16 protein-coding genes are annotated in these 15,596 nt (G+C 70.9%); 6 read left to right on the forward strand and 10 right to left on the reverse strand.

Annotated features, from left to right (window positions below; translation table 11 throughout):
- The first annotated feature begins 210 nt into the window (after nucleotides 1-210).
- Nucleotides 211-1,575, forward strand: coding sequence for an LCP family protein (locus OHU35_RS16920; RefSeq protein ID WP_229873136.1), 1,365 nt, complete (start codon nucleotides 211-213; stop codon nucleotides 1,573-1,575).
- Between the two features lie 30 nt (nucleotides 1,576-1,605).
- Here OHU35_RS16920 and OHU35_RS16925 read toward each other — a convergent pair whose 3' ends face one another.
- Nucleotides 1,606-2,163 carry an acyl-CoA thioesterase gene (locus OHU35_RS16925; RefSeq protein WP_189726727.1) on the reverse strand — a complete coding sequence of 186 codons (558 nt, stop codon included), beginning with the start codon at nucleotides 2,161-2,163 and terminating at the stop codon, nucleotides 1,606-1,608.
- Between the two features lie 119 nt (nucleotides 2,164-2,282).
- Here OHU35_RS16925 and OHU35_RS16930 point away from each other — a divergent pair, with 119 nt between their 5' ends.
- Nucleotides 2,283-3,563 (forward strand): LCP family protein, encoded by a 1,281-nt coding sequence (locus tag OHU35_RS16930; protein ID WP_189726728.1) that lies wholly within the window; start codon nucleotides 2,283-2,285, stop codon nucleotides 3,561-3,563.
- Between the two features lie 59 nt (nucleotides 3,564-3,622).
- Here the strand turns inward: OHU35_RS16930 and OHU35_RS16935 are convergent, their stop codons facing one another.
- Nucleotides 3,623-3,988: a four-helix bundle copper-binding protein gene (locus OHU35_RS16935; protein WP_189726729.1), complete on the reverse strand. Its 366-nt coding sequence runs from the start codon at nucleotides 3,986-3,988 to the stop codon at nucleotides 3,623-3,625.
- Between the two features lie 201 nt (nucleotides 3,989-4,189).
- Nucleotides 4,190-5,347: an acyl-CoA dehydrogenase gene (locus OHU35_RS16940; RefSeq protein WP_267944151.1), complete on the reverse strand. Its 1,158-nt coding sequence runs from the start codon at nucleotides 5,345-5,347 to the stop codon at nucleotides 4,190-4,192.
- Between the two features lie 189 nt (nucleotides 5,348-5,536).
- On the opposite strand from OHU35_RS16940, the gene OHU35_RS16945 reads away from it, so the two are divergent.
- On the forward strand, nucleotides 5,537-6,880 hold the full coding sequence (locus tag OHU35_RS16945; protein ID WP_189726730.1) for a UDP-glucose/GDP-mannose dehydrogenase family protein: 1,344 nt from the start codon (nucleotides 5,537-5,539) through the stop codon (nucleotides 6,878-6,880).
- A 97-nt stretch (nucleotides 6,881-6,977) separates the two neighbouring features.
- Here the strand turns inward: OHU35_RS16945 and OHU35_RS16950 are convergent, their stop codons facing one another.
- Complete coding sequence (locus OHU35_RS16950) at nucleotides 6,978-7,487, reverse strand: CGNR zinc finger domain-containing protein (RefSeq protein ID WP_189726731.1); 510 nt, start codon at nucleotides 7,485-7,487, stop codon at nucleotides 6,978-6,980.
- Nucleotides 7,488-7,603: 116 nt separating this feature from the next.
- On the opposite strand from OHU35_RS16950, the gene OHU35_RS16955 reads away from it, so the two are divergent.
- Both OHU35_RS16955 and OHU35_RS16960 read left to right on the forward strand, forming a co-directional pair.
- Nucleotides 7,604-7,975 carry a VOC family protein gene (locus OHU35_RS16955; protein ID WP_189726732.1) on the forward strand — a complete coding sequence of 124 codons (372 nt, stop codon included), beginning with the start codon at nucleotides 7,604-7,606 and terminating at the stop codon, nucleotides 7,973-7,975.
- A 14-nt stretch (nucleotides 7,976-7,989) separates the two neighbouring features.
- A complete protein-coding gene (locus OHU35_RS16960) occupies nucleotides 7,990-8,382 on the forward strand; it encodes a VOC family protein (RefSeq protein ID WP_189726733.1) in 393 nt (130 codons plus the stop codon).
- A 40-nt stretch (nucleotides 8,383-8,422) separates the two neighbouring features.
- On the opposite strand, the gene OHU35_RS16965 is transcribed toward OHU35_RS16960, so the two are convergent.
- From OHU35_RS16965 to OHU35_RS16980, 4 genes are all read right to left on the reverse strand, one after another.
- Nucleotides 8,423-9,556, reverse strand: a complete 1,134-nt coding sequence (locus OHU35_RS16965; protein WP_189726734.1) for a dipeptidase — start codon at nucleotides 9,554-9,556, stop codon at nucleotides 8,423-8,425.
- A gap of 163 nt (nucleotides 9,557-9,719) precedes the next feature.
- Nucleotides 9,720-10,907, reverse strand: coding sequence for a dipeptidase (locus OHU35_RS16970; protein WP_405505809.1), 1,188 nt, complete (start codon nucleotides 10,905-10,907; stop codon nucleotides 9,720-9,722).
- A gap of 5 nt (nucleotides 10,908-10,912) precedes the next feature.
- Nucleotides 10,913-11,440: a 5-(carboxyamino)imidazole ribonucleotide mutase gene (purE, locus tag OHU35_RS16975; protein ID WP_189726736.1), complete on the reverse strand. Its 528-nt coding sequence runs from the start codon at nucleotides 11,438-11,440 to the stop codon at nucleotides 10,913-10,915.
- Nucleotides 11,437-12,576, reverse strand: a complete 1,140-nt coding sequence (locus OHU35_RS16980; RefSeq protein ID WP_189726737.1) for a 5-(carboxyamino)imidazole ribonucleotide synthase — start codon at nucleotides 12,574-12,576, stop codon at nucleotides 11,437-11,439. The genes purE and OHU35_RS16980 overlap by 4 nt, the downstream gene beginning before the upstream one ends.
- Before the next feature lie 163 nt (nucleotides 12,577-12,739).
- Here OHU35_RS16980 and OHU35_RS16985 point away from each other — a divergent pair, with 163 nt between their 5' ends.
- On the forward strand, nucleotides 12,740-13,231 hold the full coding sequence (locus tag OHU35_RS16985) for a GtrA family protein (RefSeq protein ID WP_189726738.1): 492 nt from the start codon (nucleotides 12,740-12,742) through the stop codon (nucleotides 13,229-13,231).
- Between the two features lie 39 nt (nucleotides 13,232-13,270).
- On the opposite strand, the gene OHU35_RS16990 is transcribed toward OHU35_RS16985, so the two are convergent.
- Nucleotides 13,271-14,548 (reverse strand): ATP-binding protein, encoded by a 1,278-nt coding sequence (locus OHU35_RS16990; protein ID WP_189726739.1) that lies wholly within the window; start codon nucleotides 14,546-14,548, stop codon nucleotides 13,271-13,273.
- 32 nt (nucleotides 14,549-14,580) lie between these two features.
- Complete coding sequence (locus tag OHU35_RS16995) at nucleotides 14,581-15,258, reverse strand: response regulator transcription factor (RefSeq protein WP_189726740.1); 678 nt, start codon at nucleotides 15,256-15,258, stop codon at nucleotides 14,581-14,583.
- Between the last annotated feature and the right edge of the window lie 338 nt (nucleotides 15,259-15,596).

Consider the following 15,596-nt stretch of genomic DNA (forward strand, 5'->3'; position numbering starts at 1 on the left):
TTGCGCGCCGCCGGGGCGGTACCGCGGGCTGCAGATCGTATCGGCCTACGGTGTCACGGATCCCACGTACGGCCCTCGTCCGGAGGTGTCCTCTTGCCCACGCCGCCGCGGTCCCCCCGGACCACCGCCGCCCCGCAGCGCCGCCCGCAGCCGCCCTCCTCCCGCCGGCAACCGCGCAGGCCCGTGCGGCGCGGGAAGCCGCGTTGGGGCATGCGGGCGGTGACCACGCTGTCCGTGGTGGTCCTCGCGTCCGCCGGTATCGGGCACGCGGTGGTCACGAGCCTGGACGCGGACATCGCCCGGGTCGACGCCTTCAAGGACATGAAGAACCGGCCCCAGGCGGGCCACGGCATGAACGTCCTGCTGGTCGGCACCGACGGCCGCGAGAAGATCAGCCAGGACGAGCGGCAGAAGTACCGGCTCGGCGGCGCGCCCTGCCACTGCACCGACACGATGATGATCGTGCACATCTCGGAGGACCGGGAGCGGGCGAGTGTGGTGAGCCTGCCGCGCGACTCGTACGCCGTGACGCCGGCGCATGTCGACCGTACGACGGGCAGACGGCACGAGGGCCACCCGATCAAGCTGAACGCGGCGTACGCCGAGGGCGGGGCGCCGCTGACCGTGCGGACGGTCGAGAACATGACCCGGGTGAAGATCGACCACTATCTGGAGGTCGACTTCACGAGCTTCATGAAGACGGTGGACGTGGTCGGGGGCGTGCAGATCTGCACGGCCGCCCCCCTGAGTGACCACTACACCGGCCTGAACCTGCCGGCCGGGCGCCACACCCTCGAGGGCGGGCAGGCGCTTCAGTATGTGCGCGCACGCCATGTCGACGGGGCGTCGGATCTGGGCCGTATGAAACGGCAGCAGCAGTTCATGGCGGCGCTCGTGGAGCGGGTCATGTCCTCCGGGATCCTGCTGAACCCGATGAAGTTCCGGGACGTGACACGGGCGGTGCTCGGCTCGGTACGGGCCGACAAGGGCTTCGGCACGGACGAGATGCTGGCCCTGGGCCGGGCCATGCGGAACTTCTCCCCCTCCTCCTCCGAGTTCACGACCGTCCCGATCGGGCAGCTGGGATACGCCGTTGAGGGCGTCGGCTCGACGCTGAAGTGGGACCCCGTGAAGGCGGAGCGGCTCTTCCACGCCCTGCGCGCGGACCAGCCCCTGTCCGTGCAGCGCGCGCGCAGCGAGGCCCGGGTCGTCCCGGTCGCCCCGCAGCAGATCAGCGTCCAGGTGGAGAACGGCACCCCCACGCCCGGCCTCGGCCGCCGGGTCGACGCGGCGCTGGTCTCGACGGGCTTCCGTACGACCGGGGCCCCGGTGAACGCCGCCACCCCCGACGTGAAACGAACGGTCGTCGTCTACGACCCCCGCTGGGACCGCTCCGCCAAGTCCCTCGCGGCGGCCCTGCCGGGCAGCGAGCTGCGCGCGGCCCCGGGCCTGGGCGCGACCCTGAAGGTCATCGCGGGCACGGACTTCGAGCGCGTACGCAAGGTGCGGGCGGAGGACGCGGGGCAGGGCGAGTCGGGGGTGGTGGTGCGGGGGGACGAGGTGGCGTGCTCGTAGCGGCTCGTAGAAGGGGAGAGGCCGGGCCCGTCAGTCCTCGAACCCCTCCGCCGCCCGCTTCTCCCGCAGTTCCATGATCGCGCGGCGGCGGGCCAGGCGGTGGGTGCGGCGGATCTGGGCCTCCTGGTTGCGGCGCTTGTCGCGTTCCGTTTCCGGGAGGACCGGTGGCACCCGGCGGGGCTTGCCGTCGGCGTCGACCCCGGCGAAGACGAGGTAGGCGGAGCCGACCTGAGTGGGCGGGGCGGACTCGTTCCAGCGTTCGGCCAGGACCCGGACGCCGACCTCCATGGACGTCCGGCCGGTCCAGTTGACCTGCGCCTTGACGTGGACCAGATCACCGACACGGACCGGTTCGAGGAACGCCATCTCGTCCATGGACGCCGTGACCGCCGGTCCGCCGGAGTGCCGCCCGGCCACGGCCCCCGCCGCGTCGTCCACCAGCTTCATGATCACCCCGCCGTGCACCGTCCCCAGCAGGTTCGTGTCGTTGTGGGTCATGATGTGGCTGAGGGTGGTGCGGGACGCCGAAGTCGGCTTGCCCGGGATATCCGGACTGCCGGAATCCGCAGCTGGGGCCTGGTCTGTCATGCGCCCCACCTTATGCCGAGGCGGCATGCGGGGGTTTTGTGTCAGCTTCGCCACAGCCGTGCTCTGATTTTCCGACGACTCTTGTATGGCGCACTACAGAGACCTGCACACTGGGGCGCATGAACACTTGGCCCGAGGGGCGGTCCGACGACAACCGCGGCAACCGCTACGGACGCGGAAGCTCGAGCGCACAGCCCGAGAGCGCCCGCGCCATGCGGCAGGTCCGCCGTGGCCCGGCGCCGTCGCCCGGGCAGGCCGGGTACGGCGGTGCCCCTCCGTACGCCGGCGGAGTACCGCAGCAGCCGTCGTACGTCGACGGCGGCTACGACAGCGGCTACAACACCGGCCAGGTCTACGGCTCCTCCGGTGGCAGAGGCCCCGGCGGCCCGGGCGACGGCATGTACGAGCCGCGTCCCGCGCCGAACTGGCGCCGCCGTATCAAGGTGACGACCATCACGCTGGTGACGGTGCTGGTGGTGACCAGCGTCGCCACGTACTTCTGGGCCGACTCCAAGCTCAACCGCGACGTCGACCTGTCGCAGGTCATCGACCGGCCGGAGGCGGGCGAGGGCACGAACTACCTGATCGTCGGCTCCGACAGCCGCGCGGGCATGTCGGCCGAGGAGAAGAAGAAGCTGCACACCGGGTCCGCCGAGGGCAAGCGCACGGACTCGATGATGATCCTGCACACCGGCAGCAACGGCCCGACGCTGATCTCCCTGCCGCGTGACTCGAACGTCACGATCCCGTCCTTCAAGGGATCCGACTCCGGGAAGGTCTACCCGGGCACGGGCCGCCAGACGAAACTGAACGCCGCGTACGCGGAGGACGGCCCGGAGCTGCTGGTCCGTACCGTCGAGGCCAACACGGACCTGCACATCGACCACTACGTGGAGATCGGCTTCGCCGGCTTCGCGAACATCGTGGACGCGGTCGGCGGCGTCGAGATGGACATCCCGCAGGACATCAAGGACACCAAGTCCGGCGCGGACTTCAAGAAGGGCAAGCAGACCCTGACCGGCGACCAGGCGCTCGCCTTCGTCCGCACCCGCTACGCGCTCGCGGGCTCCGACCTGGACCGTACGAAGAACCAGCAGAAGTTCCTGTCGGCCCTGGCCAACCAGGTCGCCACCCCGAGCACGGTCCTCAACCCGTTCAAGCTGTACCCGACCATGGGCGCGGGCCTGGACTCCCTCGTGGTCGACAAGGACATGGGCCTGTTCGACCTGGCGTCCATGTTCTGGGCGATGAAGGGCGTCAGCGGCGGCGAGGGCAAGTCGATGAACATGCCGATCTCGGGCAACTCCGCCAACGGCAACCTCCAGTGGGACACCGCCAAGGTGAAGACGCTGGTGAACCAGCTGAAGAACGACGAGACGGTCACGGTCTCCAGCAACTGAGCAGCGACGCGCGGTCGGGGGCACCCCAGGGGGTGCCCCCGACCGCTGTGAGGCGGTTCTCACATCGCGGCGGCCGACATCGAGCGGCACATCTCGGCGCAGCGACGACACGCCTCGGCACAGCGCATCATCTGGGTGTCGTCCGGCATGGACATACACGCCTCGGCGCACATGTCACAGGCCTTGGCGCACATCGCGCACATCTCGGCCGACAGCGGCGAGCGGCGCATCATCATGTCGGCGCACATGCGCGTCATCTCGGCGCAGTCCATGACGGCGCGCATGATCTGCATCTGGGCCGGGCCGCCCATCTGCAGGCAGGAGCTCATGGTCTCCTCGCACACGCTGTGGCAGGCCATGCACGCCTGGACGCAGTCCTGCATCTCCTTGCTCAGCGGGGTCGTGGTGGCGGGCTGCTGGGTCATGACTTCCTCCGGGGGGGACGGTGAGGGCCGGGGGTCGGCCCCCGTGCCTTCCGTCCTACGCCTGCGCGGCGCTGCCCGCCATGGGGCGGAGGGAAGGAATCCGCCATGCGTGCGTCAGGGCTTCCCGGAACGACGGCCGCCCTCCGGCCCGGCGGAACGGGCGGAGGGCGACCGGTGAAGGGAAGCGGCGGCCTTGCGGGCTTACGGCAGGTTGCGGGCGATGACGATGCGCTGGACCTGGTTCGTGCCCTCGTAGATCTGCGTGATCTTGGCGTCGCGCATCATGCGCTCCACCGGGTAGTCGCGCGTGTAGCCGTAGCCGCCGAGGAGCTGGACGGCGTCCGTGGTGACCTCCATCGCCACGTCCGAGGCGAAGCACTTGGCGGCGGCGCCCTGGTAAGTGAGGTCGGCGTCGCCGCGCTCGGAGGCGGCGGCGGCCTGGTAGGTCAGGGCGCGGGCGGCCGAGATCTTCATGGCCATGTCGGCGAGCATGAACTGGATGCCCTGGAAGTCGGCGATCGGCTTGCCGAACTGCTTGCGCTCCTGGACGTAGCCCTTGGCGTAGTCGAGGGCACCCTGGGCGATGCCGAGGGCCTGGGCGGCGATGGTGATGCGGGTGTGGTCGAGGGTCTTCATCGCCGTGGCGAAGCCGGTGCCCTCCTCGCCGATCATGCGGTCGGCGGGGATGCGGACGTTGTCGAGGTAGACCTCGCGGGTCGGGGAGCCCTTGATGCCGAGCTTCTTCTCGGGGGCGCCGAAGGAGACGCCCTCGTCGGACTTCTCGACGACGAAGGCCGAGATGCCCTTGGAGCGCTTGGCCGGGTCCGTGACGGCCATCACCGTGTAGTACTCGGACTCGCCCGCGTTGGTGATCCAGCGCTTCACGCCGTTGAGGATCCAGTGGTCGCCGTCGCGGACGGCCTTCGTCTTCATGCCGGCGGCGTCGGAGCCGGCGTCCGGCTCGGACAGGCAGTACGAGAACATGCCGTCGCCCTTGGCGAGCGGGGTCATGTACCGCTTCTTGAGGTCCTCGGAGCCGGAGAGGATCACCGGGAGCGAGCCCAGCTTGTTCACCGCGGGGATGAGGGAGGAAGAGGCGCAGACGCGCGCGACCTCCTCGATCACTATGACGGTGGCCAGCGCGTCCGCGCCCGACCCGCCGTACTCCTCCGGTACGTGCACGGCGTGCAGGTCGTTGCCGGCCAGCGCCTCGAGCGCCTCCTGCGGGAAGCGGGCTTCCTCGTCCACCGCGGCGGCGTACGGCGCGATCTTCGCCTCGGCCAGGGAGCGGACGGCGTCACGGAGCATGTCGTGCTCCTCGGACGGGCGGTACAGGTCGAAGTCAGCCGATCCGGCCAAGGTCTCTCACGCTCCAAAACGCTGCGATGCTGACGCTAACTACCGTTAAGTAATCAAAAGTTTATGGGGTTGTCCCCGGGAGTGATACGTGAGCTAGACGACAGCGGAGAAGTTGCCCGGTGAAGCGCGTTCCCATGCCCCGGCTATGCTCGGGCGCGCACCGCATGCCGTAGACCCCTGGAGCACCCCATGGCCCTGAAGATCACCGTGATCGGCACCGGTTATCTCGGCGCGACACACGCGGCGGCCATGGCCGAGCTGGGCTTCGAGGTGCTCGCCCTCGACGTCGTGCCCGAGAAGATCGAGAAGCTGGAGCGCGCCGAGGCCCCGATGTACGAGCCGGGTCTCGAGGAGCTGCTGCGCCGGCACGTCGCCGGCATCGAGGGCTCCAGCGGGCGGCTGCGCTTCACCCAGGACTGGGCCGAGGTCGGTGCCTTCGGGGATGTGCACTTCGTCTGCGTGAACACTCCGCAGCGGCACGGCGAGTACGCCTGTGACATGTCGTACGTCGACTCCGCGATCGCTTCGCTCGCCCCGCATCTGCACGGGCCGGCCCTGGTGGTGGGCAAGTCGACCGTGCCCGTGGGTTCCGCGGACCGCCTCGCCGCCTATCTGGCCGCGCACGCGCCCGCCGGTGAGGACGCCGAGCTGGCCTGGAACCCGGAGTTCCTGCGCGAGGGCTTCGCGGTCGACGACACGCTGCATCCCGACCGGCTCGTGGTGGGTGTGCGCAGTGAGCGGGCCGAGAAGCTGCTGCGGGAGGTGTACGCCACGCCGATCGCCGAGGGCTCGCCCTTCGTGGTGACGGACTTCCCGACGTCGGAGCTGGTGAAGACCTCCGCGAACTCCTTCCTCGCCACGAAGATCTCGTTCATCAACGCCATGGCGGAGGTGTGCGAGGCCGCGGGCGGTGATGTCGCCAAGCTGGCGGAGGCCATCGGTTACGACGACCGGATCGGCAAGAAGTTCCTGCGGGCCGGGATCGGCTTCGGCGGCGGCTGTCTGCCGAAGGACATCCGGGCGTTCATGGCGCGGGCCGGTGAGCTGGGCGCGGACCAGGCGCTGACCTTCCTGCGGGAGATCGACTCCATCAACATGCGCCAGCGCGGGCAGATGGTGGAGCTGGCGCGGCAGGCGCTGGGCGGCGGGCCGTTCCTCGGCAAGCGGGTGGCGGTGCTGGGCGCGACCTTCAAGCCGGACTCGGACGACGTACGGGACTCCCCCGCGCTGAACGTCGCCGGGCAGATCCATCTCCAGGGCGGCCAGGTGACGGTCTACGACCCGAAGGGCATGGACAACGCCCGCCGGGTCTTCCCTACCCTCGGCTACGCGGACTCGGCCCTTGAGGCCGTCCGGGGCGCCGACATAGTGCTGCATCTGACGGAGTGGCGGGAGTTCCGGGAGCTGGACGCGGAGGCCCTCGGCGAAGTCGCGGCGACCCGTCTCATCCTGGACGGCCGCAACGCCCTCGACCCGGACCGGTGGCGCAAGGCCGGCTGGACGTACCGCGCGATGGGGCGCCCCAAGGCCTGAAGACGCCTGAGGAAAGGTGACGCCGGTTCGGCCGAGGCTCAGTCGGCCGAACCGGCGTCTCGTGCATTCTGCCCCACCGGGCCCGCGCCCGTGCGGGTCACGCCCCTTTCGCCCGGTAACGGCGCATCTTCGCGCGGGCTCCGCAGACCTGCATCGAGCACCAGCGGCCGCGGCCGGCCGGGCTGCGGTCGTAGTACGCCCAGTGGCAGTCGGGGGCCTCGCAGGCCTTGAGGCGGGTCCAGGTGCCGGCGACCAGGGCCTCGGCGACGGCGGCGGCCACGCGTGCGGGCAGGGAGCGGTCCTCGGCGGGGGTGAGGGCGGCCGAGCCGTCCGTCGGGTCGACCGTGACGATGAGGGGGGCCTGGGCCAGGAGTTCGCCGAGCGGGGGCGCCTCGCGGTGCGGCGGATGGCCCGCGTGGGCGAGGAGGGTCGCGCGCAGTGACTCGCGCAGGGCGCGGGCCTGCCCGGCCTCGTCGTCCCCTGTGATCCCGAAGCGTGCCCGGCCCTCGGGCGAGTCCAGCGTGTCGGCGCCCGACTCGATGTCCAGCGTGTTCACCAGGGCCTCGACCAGGGCCAGGCCGCCGGGCGCGGGCGATCTCTCCGTCATGGCTGGACCGTACCTCTCGCGTTTTCCCTTGCGAGGTTACCGCCGATGGGGGAGCATGCAGTAACGGTTACCGGTTACCTGACTCTGTGGGTAACAGCGACTCCGAGGAGGAAGTCATGGCTCTCGCCAAGCTGGGTGTGGTCGTCCTGGACTGTCCCGACCCGCACGCGCTCGCCGCCTTCTACGCCGAGGTGCTCGGCGGCACGCCGGAGGTCGCGACCGACGGGGAGGACGAGTGGGTCGACCTGAAGGTGCCGGGCGGTACACCGCTGGCCTTCCAGGCCGCCCCCGGCTTCGTACCCCCGAGGTGGCCCTCGCCCGACGGCTCGCAGCAGTTCCACCTCGACCTGGACGTGGAGGACCTGGACGCGGCCGAGAAGGGCGTGCTGGCGCTCGGGGCGAAGCCGCTGGACACCGAGGACCGGACGCGGACCTTCCGGGTTTACGCCGACCCGGCCGGGCACCCGTTCTGCCTCTGCGCCTGCTGACACCGGGAGGCCTCATGTCCGCTGTGGCACATTTCCGTTCCGTGGTCGTCGACTGCCCCGACCCGCGCGAGCTGGCCCGCTTCTACGCGCGGCTCGGCGGCGGCACCCCCGAGGACGACGACCCCGACTGGGTGGTGCTGCGCCTCCCCGGCGGGCCCCGGCTCGCCTTCCAGCGCTCGCCCGGGTACACCCCGCCGGAGTGGCCCCGGTCCGACCGCAACGCCCAGCAGTTCCACCTGGACTTCGACGGTGGCGCGACCTGGGAGGAGATCGACGCGGCCGAGGAGCGGGTGCTGGCGCTGGGGGCGCGGGTGCTGGACAAGGAGGACGACGAGAAGAAGGACTTCCGGGTCTACGCGGACCCGGTGGGACACCCGTTCTGCCTCTGCCGGATCGCGCACGACTGATCCGGCGGAGGAGGCAGGACGGCGAGAGGGCGAAAGACGGCTATCCGTCCAGCTCCGAGATCGTCGCCTTCGACGGCGCGCGACGCTGCTGGGCGGCGCGTGCGGTGAAGTCAGCCCCGCGCAGGACGCGCTGGACGTTGCCCCAGGTCAGGAGGGCCACGTCGCCCTCCTCCCAGCCGCGCCGCAGCAGCTCCGCGATCAGCCGCGGATAGCAGGAGACGTCGCCGAGTTCCTGCGGATGGGCGGAGCCGGAGTCGTAGGTGCCGGACAGTCCCACGCACTGCGCTCCGGCCACGGTACGGATGTGGTCGAGGTGATCGGCGACGTCCCGGACGGTCGGGCCGGTCTGCTCGGCCGTCAGCGGCACCAGGCACAGCCCCTTGGCGGCGCCCAGCTCCGCCAGCAGGTCGTCGGGGAGGTTGACCGGGTGGGGGCGGATCGCGCGGGCCGCGGAGCGGCTGAACAGCACGGGCGCCCGGGAGAGGCTCAGCACGCGGCGGACGGTCTGCTCGGGGGCGCCGGAGAGGTCCGCGATGACACCGAGCCGGTTCATCTCGCGCACGACCTCCTCGCCGAACCGGGTCAGCCCCGCGTCGCTCGCCCAGGAGACGCCGGTCAGCGTCAGGGCCCGCAGGCCGAGCAGATGCAGCTGGCGCAGGGTGCCCAGCGAGTCGCCCACGGCCGAGGCCCCGGCGGGACCGAGGAGCACGGCGACACGGCCGCAGTTGCGGGCGTCGGCGACCTGCCCGGCCGTACAGGCGGGCCGCAGGCCCTCGTCGCAGGTGCGGACGATGCTCTTCGCCAGGTCGAGCTGCTCCAGGGTGGCGCCGACGGCCCGGTCGCCGTCGAGGCCCTCGGGCAGGTGCAGCGACCAGAACAGCGCGCCCACATGGCCGCGGCGCAGCCGGGGCACGTCCGTGTCGACGGTGCTCTCGCCGTCCTCGAGGTCGTAGTAGGACAGGCGCTTGAGCGCCCAGGGCAGTCCGTTGTACCCGTCGGCGACAGGGTGGGCGGCGAGGACGGCGTGGGCCCGGGTCAGGGGCGCGTCGTCCGGATCGGAGACGGGCTCGTAGGGCTCCGCCGCGACGACGCCCTCGTCGGGGTACTGCTCGGTCAGGTCGTCGAACTCTCCGGCCGCGGCGGCCGGGCGCAGGTCGTGCTGGAGATCTGCCATGGCGGCTCCGTACGGTGCTCGTGACGTACGGTCACCGTCGCACGGGGCGAGGGGCTGTTCCTGGTGAGCGGGGCGTTCGGAGTACGGATCATCTCGTCCGGGGTGTCCCGGGATGTACGTGGGCGGGGCGGGCCGGTTACACCGACTGCCCCGCCCTGGACACTCAGCCGTCGAGCGCGTCGAGTGACTCGATCGTCGCGTTGGACGCCGGCCGCGTCGCCTGAAGGCCACGGGCCACGTCCTCGGCCGCGCCCAGCACCCGTACCGCGTTCTTCCAGGTCAGTTTGGCCAGATCGGCCTTCGACCAGCCGCGCTCCAGCAGCTCGGCGAGGAGGTTCGGGTAGCCGGAGACGTCGTCGAGGCCTTCGGGGGTGAAGGCCGTGCCGTCGTAGTCGCCGCCGATGCCGAGGTGGTCGACGCCGGCGACCTCGCGCATGTGGTCGAGGTGGTCGGCGACCGTCGCCACCGTCGCGACCGGGCGCGGCCGCCGCTCCTCGAAGGCGCGGTGGACCTTCATGGCCTCCGCGGTGGTGTCGAGGTGATGGAAGCCGTGGGCGCGCATGTTCTCGTCGGCCGCGGCCGTCCAGTCCACGGCCGCCTGGAGCACGAACTTCGGCACGAACGTCACCATCGCGACACCGCCGTTGGCGGGCAGCCGCTCCAGGACGTCGTCCGGGATGTTGCGCGGGTGGTCGCACACGGCCCGCGCGGAGGAGTGCGAGAAGATCACCGGCGCGGTGCTCGTGTCGAGCGCGTCCCGCATGGTCGTCGCCGCCACGTGGGAGAGGTCGACGAGCATGCCGACGCGGTTCATCTCCCGGACGACCTCCCGGCCGAACGCGGTGAGGCCGCCGGCCCGCGGTTCGTCGGTCGCGGAGTCCGCCCAGTCCACGTTGTCGTTGTGGGTGAGGGTCAGGTACCGCACACCGAGCCCGTACAGACCGCGCAGGGTGCCCAGGGAGTTGGCGATGGAGTGGCCGCCCTCCGCCCCCATGAGGGAGGCGATACGGCCCTCCCCGCGTGCGGCCTCCATGTCGGCGGCCGTCAGCGCGGGCCGGAGGTCACCCGGGTGGCGGTCCAGCAACTGCCGTACGCAGTCGATCTGTTCGAGGGTGGCCGCGACCGGGTCCGGCGAGTCCGTACGGACGTACACCGACCAGTACTGCGCACCGACGCCGCCCGCGCGCAGCCGCGGGATGTCGGTGTGCAGGTGGGCGCTCTGGTCGGCGGCGACATCGCGGGCGTCGAGGTCGTAGCGGACCTGTTCGCGCAGCGCCCAGGGCAGGTCGTTGTGGCCGTCGGCGACCGGGAACTCGCGCAGGAGCTCCCGGGCTGACTCCAGGGAGGCCATCGCCGTCACTTCCCCGCGCCGAAGCCGAACCCGCCCGAGCCCTCGACCTTGGAGCGCAGGCGCTTGCCCTTCTCGGTGGCCTGGTCGTTCAGCTCCTGCTGGAACTCGCGCATCCGGCCGCGCAGTTCCTCGTCGTGCGCGGCGAGGATGCGGGCGGCCAGCAGACCGGCGTTGCGGGCACCGGCGACGGAGACCGTCGCGACGGGGACACCGGCCGGCATCTGCACGATCGACAGCAGGCTGTCCATGCCGTCGAGGTACTTCAGCGGCACGGGCACGCCGATGACCGGCAGCGGGGTGACCGAGGCGAGCATGCCGGGCAGATGGGCGGCGCCGCCGGCCCCGGCGATGATCACCTTGAGCCCGCGGCCGTCGGCCTGCTCGCCGTACGCGACCATCTCGCGCGGCATGCGGTGGGCCGACACGACGTCCACCTCGTAGGGGATCTCGAACTCGTCGAGGGCCTTCGCGGCGGCCTCCATGACGGGCCAGTCGGAGTCCGACCCCATGACGATGCCAACAACAGGGCTCATTCGGTGATGGTGCCTCTCAGGTAGCCGGCTGCGTGACGGGCGCGCTCCAGCACGTCGTCCAGGTCGTCGCCGTAGGTGTTGACGTGTCCGACCTTGCGGCCGGGCTTCACGTCCTTGCCGTACATGTGGATCTTCAGCTGGGGGTCGCGGGCCATGCAGTGCAGGTACGCGGAGTACATGTCCGGGTAGTCGCCGCCGAGGACGTTGACCATGACCGTCCACTCGGCGCGCGGGCGCGGGTCGCCGAGGGGCAGGTCCAGGACCGCCCGGACGTGGTTGGCGAACTGGCTGGTGACCGCGCCGTCCATCGACCAGTGGCCGGAGTTGTGCGGGCGCATCGCCAGCTCGTTGACGAGGATGCGTCCGTCGCGGGTCTGGAACAGCTCGACGGCGAGGTGCCCGACGACGTCGAGCTCCTTGGCGATGTTCAGCGCCATCTCCGACGCCCGGACAGCGAGGTCCTCGTCGAGGTCGGGGGCCGGGGCGATGACCGTGTCGCAGACGCCGCCGACCTGGCGTGACTCCACGACCGGGTAGGCGACGGCCTGGCCGTGCGGGGACCGTACGACGTTGGCGGCGAGCTCGCGCAGGAAGTCGACCTTCTCCTCGGCGAGCACGGGGACACCGGCCTTGAACGGGTCGGCGGCCTCCTCTACGGAGTCGACGACCCACACGCCCTTGCCGTCGTAGCCGCCGCGGACGGTCTTGAGGACGACGGGGAATCCCTCGCCCTCGGCGGCGAAGGCCGCCACGTCCTGCGGATCGGAAACGATCCTGTGCCTGGGGCAGGGCACGCCGATCGCGTCGAGCTTCGCGCGCATCACCCCCTTGTCCTGGGCGTGCACGAGCGCGTCGGGGCCGGGGCGCACGGGGATGCCGTCCGCCTCCAGGGCTCTGAGGTGCTCGGTGGGAACGTGTTCGTGATCGAAGGTGATCACATCGCACCCGCGTGCGAAGGAGCGCAGCGTCTCCAGGTCGCGATAGTCGCCGATGACGACATCGCTCACGACCTGCGCAGCTGAGTCCTGCGGGGTGTCACTGAGAAGCTTGAACCTGATGCCCAGCGGGATGCCCGCCTCGTGTGTCATACGAGCGAGCTGGCCACCGCCGACCATGCCGACTACCGGAAACGTCACTCCCTCAGGGTATCGGCCGCGCCAAGGTGGCCGGTTTCCTGTCCCTCCCCGGACCGGCCCGGACCATCTCCGGCCGTCCACCGGTATCCGCAGGAAGATCGCGCGGGAGGGTGGTTAGCATGGCTGCGTTGACGCCAACTGAGGGACGGGGGCCTGCACGACCATGGGACATGGTGCCTCTCGGCTCCGACGGCTCGTTCGCGAAGTCGCCAAATTCGGCGCGGTGGGCGGGGCCGGAGTGCTGGTCAACCTCCTCGTGTTCAACCTGGTGCGGCATGTCACCGACCTCCAGGTGGTGCGCGCGAGCGTCATCGCGACCGTCGTCGCGATCATCTTCAACTACGTCGGCTTCCGCTACTTCACGTACCGCGACCGCGACAAGTCCGGCCGCACCCGGGAAATGACCCTGTTCCTGCTGTTCAGCGCGGTGGGCCTGGTCATCGAGAACGGCGTGCTGTACGCGGCGACCTACGGCTTCGGCTGGAACACCCCGCTCCAGAACAACATCTTCAAGTTCGTCGGCATCGGCATCGCCACGCTCTTCCGGTTCTGGTCGTACCGCACCTGGGTCTTCGTCGCCCTCCCGGCCCGGGCACCGGCGTCGGACACCGGCCCGACGGCGGAGCAGGAGCGGAACAAGCAGCGGGTGCCGTAGCCGCACGGGCCGCCGAAGGGCCGGAGGGCCCGGACGGCCCTAGCGGACCATCGGCTCGTCCTCGTCCGTCATCGACGTCTGGGCGGCTGTGCGGGACAGGAACAGGCCGAACACCGGGGGCTTGGTCTGGAGCATCTCCAGGCGGCCGCCGTCCGCTTCCGCCAGGTCGCGGGCGACGGCCAGGCCGATGCCCGTGGAGTTCCGGCCGCTGATCGCCCGCTCGAAGATGCGTGCGCCCAGGTCGGCGGGGACGCCGGGGCCCTCGTCCGTGACCTCGATGACCGCCTGGTTGCCGGTGACGCGGGTACGCAGGGCCACCGTGCCGCCACCGTGCATCAGGGAGTTCTCGATCAGCGCGGCCAGCACCTGCGCGACCGCGCCGGGCGTGCCGACCGCCTCCAGATGCCGCTTGCCGGAGCTGACGATCGCCCGGCCCGCGCTGCGGTACGCCGGCCGCCACTCGGCGAGCTGCTGCTGGATGACCTCGTCGAGGTCGAAGGTGACGGCGGAGCCGGTGCGCGGATCGCGGGAGTTGGTCAGCAGCCGCTCGACGACGTCCGTCAGCCGCTCGACCTGCGTGAGCGCGATCGTCGCCTCGTCCTTCACCGTGTCCGGGTCGTCGGTGAGGGTGATCTCCTCCAGCCGCATGGACAGGGCCGTGAGCGGTGTCCGCAGCTGGTGGGAGGCGTCCGCGGCCAGGCGGCGTTCGGCGGTGAGCATGCGCGCGATGCGCTCGGCGGAGCCGTCCAGCACGTCCGCCACCCGGTCCAGCTCGGGCACGCCGTACCGCTTGTGCCGCGGGCGGGGATCGCCCGAGCCGAGCCGCTCGGCCGTCTCCGCGAGGTCGGTCAGCGGCGACGCCAGCCGGTTCGCCTGGCGGACCGCCAGCAGCACCGCGGCCACCACCGCCAGCAGCGCGACCAGCGCGATGATCAGCAGCGTCCGGCCGACCTCGCGGGTCACCGAGGAGCGCGGCTCCTGGACGGTGACCGTCTCGCCCTCCTCGCCGGGCGCGGTCGCGCTGATGACGTCACCGGACGGCTGGGTGCCGACCTCGATGGGCGCCTCCCCGGGGAGGCGGATCACCGCGTAGTAGCGGTCCTGGGTGACCTGCTCGCGCAGCACCTCGGCGTCGACCTGCTGGGCCCCGAAGAGCCGGCTGTCGACGATGCTGGCGAGGCGGACCGCCTCGGACTCCACCCGTTCCTGGGCGCTGTTGCTGATCGTCCGGGTCTCGACGATGACGAGCGAGACGCCGAAGACGGCGATCACGACCAGCACCACGGCGAGCGTGGACTGGATCAGTCGGCGGCGCATGTCCTGTTACCCGTGCCTGCCTGCCCCGTGGCTCAGCTCTTCTCGAAACGGAAGCCCACACCGCGCACGGTGGCGATGTAGCGGGGGTTGGCCGCGTCGTCGCCGAGCTTCTTGCGCAGCCAGGAGATGTGCATGTCGAGGGTCTTGGTCGACGACCACCAGGTCGTGTCCCAGACCTCGCGCATCAGCTGGTCGCGGGTGACGACCCGGCCCGCGTCGCGCACCAGCACCCGCAGCAGGTCGAACTCCTTGGCGGTGAGCTGGAGCTCCTCCTCGCCCATCCAGGCGCGGTGCGACTCGACGTCGATGCGCACGCCGTGTGTGGCGGGCGGCTGCTGCGGCTCGGCGGCGCCGCGCCGCAGCAGGGCCCGGACGCGGGCGAGCAGCTCGGCGAGCCGGAAGGGCTTGGTGACGTAGTCGTCGGCGCCCGCGTCGAGCCCGACGACGGTGTCCACCTCGTCGGCGCGCGCGGTCAGGATGAGGATCGGGATGGTGTGGCCCTCGCCACGCAGACGGCGGGCCACCTCCAGACCGTCCATGCCGGGCAGACCCAGGTCGAGCACGACCAGGTCGACGCCGCCCTGAAGTCCTGCGTCGAGAGCGGTGGGGCCGTCCTCACGCACCTCGACCTCGTAGCCCTCCCGGCGCAGAGCACGGGCCAGCGGCTCCGAGATGGACGCGTCGTCCTCGGCGAGCAGTACACGGGTCATGGAGTGATGGTAGACCTGCGACGCCCTGAGCTGGGGTGTGACCGGAAGCCTTGATTCTTACCGTTGGCATACCCGCTTCTTACGTTCCGGGGGAACGCGGACAAACCTCTGCCTGTGGGGTGCGATCCTGGTAAGGACCTTGGAAACGGGGCTCACGGTTCCCCCGACACCTGTGATCCTCCTCTCAAGTCCTTCCATATGCGGCCGTGTCCTGCCGTATGGTGAATCAACGCCTGTAGCCCTAGGCGACCTTCTGAGGCCCTCTGCCTCGAAGGTCTCTTTTGTGTCGGGCCTCGTCGTGCGGCGACGCGCGTAGAGGCGTGGATCCCGGTGGCGAC

This window comes from Streptomyces purpurascens (assembly GCF_045040895.1).
Lineage (GTDB): Bacteria > Actinomycetota > Actinomycetes > Streptomycetales > Streptomycetaceae > Streptomyces > Streptomyces purpurascens.

Coding starts and splice junctions, on each gene's coding strand:
- OHU35_RS16970 (WP_405505809.1), bottom strand. CDS start 10,907: ATGGCCTCCCTGGAGTCAGCCCGGGAGCTCCTGCGCGAGTTCCCGGTC.
- OHU35_RS16955 (WP_189726732.1), top strand. CDS start 7,604: ATGGCTCTCGCCAAGCTGGGTGTGGTCGTCCTGGACTGTCCCGACCCG.
- OHU35_RS16945 (WP_189726730.1), top strand. CDS start 5,537: ATGGCCCTGAAGATCACCGTGATCGGCACCGGTTATCTCGGCGCGACA.
- OHU35_RS16935 (WP_189726729.1), bottom strand. CDS start 3,988: ATGACCCAGCAGCCCGCCACCACGACCCCGCTGAGCAAGGAGATGCAG.
- purE (WP_189726736.1), bottom strand. CDS start 11,440: ATGAGCCCTGTTGTTGGCATCGTCATGGGGTCGGACTCCGACTGGCCC.
- OHU35_RS16995 (WP_189726740.1), bottom strand. CDS start 15,258: ATGACCCGTGTACTGCTCGCCGAGGACGACGCGTCCATCTCGGAGCCG.
- OHU35_RS16985 (WP_189726738.1), top strand. CDS start 12,740: ATGGGACATGGTGCCTCTCGGCTCCGACGGCTCGTTCGCGAAGTCGCC.
- OHU35_RS16960 (WP_189726733.1), top strand. CDS start 7,990: ATGTCCGCTGTGGCACATTTCCGTTCCGTGGTCGTCGACTGCCCCGAC.
- OHU35_RS16930 (WP_189726728.1), top strand. CDS start 2,283: ATGAACACTTGGCCCGAGGGGCGGTCCGACGACAACCGCGGCAACCGC.
- OHU35_RS16990 (WP_189726739.1), bottom strand. CDS start 14,548: ATGCGCCGCCGACTGATCCAGTCCACGCTCGCCGTGGTGCTGGTCGTG.
- OHU35_RS16920 (WP_229873136.1), top strand. CDS start 211: ATGCGGGCGGTGACCACGCTGTCCGTGGTGGTCCTCGCGTCCGCCGGT.
- OHU35_RS16965 (WP_189726734.1), bottom strand. CDS start 9,556: ATGGCAGATCTCCAGCACGACCTGCGCCCGGCCGCCGCGGCCGGAGAG.
- OHU35_RS16925 (WP_189726727.1), bottom strand. CDS start 2,163: ATGACAGACCAGGCCCCAGCTGCGGATTCCGGCAGTCCGGATATCCCG.
- OHU35_RS16950 (WP_189726731.1), bottom strand. CDS start 7,487: ATGACGGAGAGATCGCCCGCGCCCGGCGGCCTGGCCCTGGTCGAGGCC.